The following is a 3,116-nucleotide window of genomic DNA, read 5'->3' as shown; positions in this document are numbered from 1 at the left end:
ATTAGTGTCTTTTTCGGCACACTTTAACAGTGATGCTATTTGCGCAAAAACATTCACACCGCCCTGCGCCCGCAGCGCGAGCAAATCATTCAAGCGTAAACCACACCACGGCGCGCGCAAAACACTCAGCCACGCAATGGTATCGCTGGTATTGAGCAAGGCACGGGTTAATACCCAAGCATCTTGTACGGCAGGCACCGCTGCTAAAGGGTCTAAATCAACGGCACGATAACGAATATTGGCTGTTTTCAGCGCAGGTAATACGCCATGCAGCTGACGCCGACCGCGCCCCAAAATGGCAATGGTGGCATTGGCGTCGGCACTTAACACCTGTTGAATTTGTGCCGCTAGCCATTCGCCTTCGGCATCGCTAGCGGTATCGCCCACAAAGCCCTGTACTCTCACGGCAGGCCCCGCATCCGCATTAAAAGCAACGGCTTCACTAAACGGCACAGCGCCCAAATTTAAATCTATGCGCTTGGGAAAGGCATTCGAAAAAGCCGTATTAATCCACTCGACAACACCGGCATCAGAACGAAAATTTGTATTTAATTTTAAGGATTCTAAAGTCAGTGCACCTAAACTACCGCCCTCTTGCGCGGAACCTAAACAACGTAAAAACAAGCCTACGTTGGCGCTGCGAAATGCATAGATCGATTGCATGGCATCGCCCACACAAAATAATGTGCGACCATCATCGGCCTGCCAGCCTGCCGTTAGCTTTTGCACCAACTGCATTTGGTTTGAAGACGTATCCTGAAACTCATCCACTAGCACATGGCTAATGCGGTGATCTAACCGCAAAGCTAAATCGGTTGGCTCGTCTTCGCTACCCAAAGCACGATCGGCCCGCAAGCTCATTTCGGTGAAATCTAACTGGCCTTCGCCGGCAAAAACTAACTGTAAATGCGCAACCAAACGCGGCAATAACAACGTAAGCGATTGCAGTATTTGCCATTGTTGCTCGGGGTATTCGGTATAAGGCAGCAATGCCACCTCAAACAGTGCCTCATTCAAGCCATCGTTCGCCGCAAAAGCGTCGATCAAAGCACTTAAGTCTGCCTTCAACGCTTTAAGCTCTGCCGGCTTTAAGCCGTCGACCTTCGTCGGAAAACCCTCATTTTTGGTTAGCCGCTTGCGCCAACTGCCGGTGCCGCTTAACAACAATCCTGCCAGGCCTTGCCATTGCAGTAACCCTTCTTCCGAGGCATCTGGTAGCGCATCCAAACCCGCACAATATTGAATAGGGCTAGTAGAGCCCTCCGGTAAATTGGCCGCGGCAAAAACAGCCAAGCTTAGCAACTTACTGGCTGCGGGCTCTTCTATCAAACCGTGTAAACGCTCAATGTGAGACTCGCGAATATTCGCCAAACACGCTTCTAGGTGCTCGCGAACTCGGCCATCACCGGCCAGCATTAACGGCAACCAAGCGGCACGTGTTTTTAACAGCGAGACTAACAGCTCAGCTACGCGCTGCTGCTGATTATCAAGGTGCATCAACAATTGCGCCAACGCATCTGCAGGCTCGCCACCGCCTTCCAATTCGGCCAGCACATTATTTGCCGCCAAGGTAAATAAGCGCTCGGGGTCATCACTTAATGCTACGCCGGCACCCATTTGTGCCTGCAATGGCAATGCTTTAACCAAGCTTGCACACAAACCATCAAAGGTGCGCACCTGCAAACGATGGGGGCTTTGCAATAATTGCCAGCCACATTGTTCATCGGCCTGCAAGGCTGCTTTGGCTAGCGTCCAGGTGTGTTGTTTATGCGATTGCGCAGGCTTAGCCCCTTGCGCCAAACGCAATGCGCCCAATACCCGGTGCTGCATTTCTGCTGCGGCCTTGCGGGTAAAGGTAATCGCTAGGATTTCTTCAGGCTGTTTTACGCGCGTTAACAAAACCAACATGCGCTGGGTAAGTAGCTCTGTTTTACCGCTGCCTGCGGGGGCAACACAAATAAAACTGTGGTCTGGACACAGGGCACGTTCACGCGCAATGGCATCTACGGGTTGCGGGCTCATAACAACACCTCGGCCATATTATCGGCAATTTTTAATTCACTAATACGGCACAAACTTTGAAGCTCACACCACTGGCAACTGCTCGCATTTTTAGGCGCAACGCGCGCATCCCCGGCCACAAAAGCCGCCGCAACGGCCTGTAAATGTGTGTGCCATTCTTTGAGTACGTCAGCAAAGCTTTCGGGCCAGTCTTTGTGGCTTGCAGCATCGGTTAATTCAGAAAACAAAACCGGCATAGCCGATAGCCCGATGTACTGCATTTTTTGTGTGCTTACCTGCGCAAAAACAGCGGCACCTACATCGGGTAAGGCGGTGGCATACAGTGGTATTTGAGGCTCGTCGATGCGCGGCCACTGCCAGCTTTTAATATGTGTATTACCGGTTTTATAATCGATAACCGCCAGCGTTTTTCCGTCTGCCAAGCAATCTACCCGGTCCATACGCAAGGTTAAACGCAGCCCTTCAAGCTCGAACGGCAACGTTTTTTCTTGCAGTACAACGGTAAATGGCTCGCGCTTTCGCTCTTCTTCCAGCCATTGCTGTACACGGTTATGCAAACGCTGAGCTTCTAACGACAACGCGCGAGCCCCCAGCGGCTGCCCCTTCGCAATGCGCGTTAATGCATGGTCCGCCGCTTCATCAATAAGTGCTGCTATGGCCTCTTCCGTTTGCGCCAATAAATTTTGCTGTGTTTCTAAGCGTTGCCAAATAAATTCGAGCACTTCGTGCATGGCATTACCGCGATCACGGCTATCCAGCCCTACCGTTAGCACCTCACGATTCACAGCCCCCAACCGATGCACTGCAAAAGCCTGAAAAGGGCATGCCGCTTGCCGCTTAATAACCCCCACGCCACCCTTTAAGTCCAACGGAACAGGAACGGGTAAGGCCGTATTGTCGCTAAGCCCGCTCAACGGTACCGCCGGTGCGAGCTGCCATGGGTGCAGCAACGCCGGCTCGTCAACATCAATAACCGGTAACGCTTCAATTAAAGGGCTTGGGCTAAGTGGCTCGTCACCATCAAAGGCGGCATAACTCACGATAACTTGCTGTGCACTATGGCAAAGCCGGTTCGTCATAGATCGCGCGTAGTA

General features: G+C 52.0%; 2 protein-coding genes. Both read right to left on the bottom strand.

Annotated elements, in window-relative coordinates; translation table 11 throughout:
- Positions 1-2,022 (bottom strand): UvrD-helicase domain-containing protein (locus tag AC3A8L_RS19690; protein ID WP_487963977.1); only part of this gene is annotated, 2,022 nt, incomplete at its 3' end.
- Positions 2,019-3,116: PD-(D/E)XK nuclease family protein (locus AC3A8L_RS19685; RefSeq protein WP_487963976.1), on the bottom strand; the 1,098-nt coding region annotated here is incomplete at its 5' end. The genes AC3A8L_RS19690 and AC3A8L_RS19685, both read right to left, overlap by 4 nt.

It is taken from the genome of Marinagarivorans sp. (assembly GCF_982758155.1).
The sequence above is the reverse complement of the archived record's forward strand: the minus strand, read 5'-3'. Positions and strand labels throughout refer to the sequence as shown.